The sequence below is a fragment of the Lutibacter sp. HS1-25 genome (genome assembly GCF_004121075.1).
GTDB lineage: Bacteria > Bacteroidota > Bacteroidia > Flavobacteriales > Flavobacteriaceae > Lutibacter.
Genome location: NZ_RHLN01000101.1, coordinates 1 through 916, shown reverse-complemented (window position 1 = coordinate 916; position 916 = coordinate 1). Strand labels below are relative to the sequence as shown.

At 25.9% G+C, this 916-nt stretch carries 1 protein-coding gene; it reads left to right on the top strand.

Features of this window, described 5'->3' with window-relative positions:
- A partial coding sequence (locus EC396_RS12640; protein WP_164975293.1) for an OmpA family protein occupies nucleotides 1-346 on the top strand: 346 nt, incomplete at its 5' end.
- Between the last annotated feature and the right edge of the window lie 570 nt (nucleotides 347-916).

Here is a 916-nt window from a genome sequence, read left to right as displayed (position 1 = left end):
ACTTCGGCTGCTTTTATTAAACTTTAAAGTATATTTACAAGATTTTAGTTCATTTGGATTGGAAAAGGAAAAAGAAATTAAAGTTGATTTAAACATTGCTTTAGCTCCAATAGAGGATGTGGCAATTTTAGCTGATCTAAAAATTATTTATTTTGATTTGGATAAATCAAATATAAGACCTGATGCTGCATTAGAATTGGATAAAGTTGTTGCTTTAATGAATAAATATCCAGGAATGGTAATTAAATTAGGCTCTCATACCGATAGTAGAGCTGATGATGCTTATAATATGGCACTTTTAATAAAAAACTTAATTGCATTTAAAACAAAAAGCAGTTTGTTGTAATTCTTCTTGATTTTACTACCGTTGTGGGGACGACAATTTTCTCAAGTTAATACTTCGGCTGCTTTTATTAAATTTAAGTCAGGTAAACTGAAACTTAATTTTTAAAGGCTGTATTGAAATTATCAATACAGCCTCTTTTTTAATTTAATTTTAATTGGGGCTTTAAAATTGAATTTTAATTGAGATGTTTTTATTTAAAATTTAAAAAGAAGTCTGTAATTAAATTTTGATTTTAGAACCGTTGTGGGGACAACAATTTTCTTAGGTATGCCAGACTGATTTTTAATAAAAGATAATTATTAAAGAGACTATGTTGATAATTTCAATACAGCCTCTTTTTTAATTGAATAATAAAAAACTTAATTGCATTTAAAACAAAAAGCAGTTTGTTGTAATTCTTCTTGATTTTACTACCGTTGTGGGGACGACAATTTTCTCAAGTTAATACTTCGGCTGCTTTTATTAAACTTTAAAGTATATTTAAAAAGATAATTATTAAAGAGACTATGTTGATAATTTCAATACAGCCTCTTTTTTAATTGAATAATAAAAAACTTAATTGCATTTAAA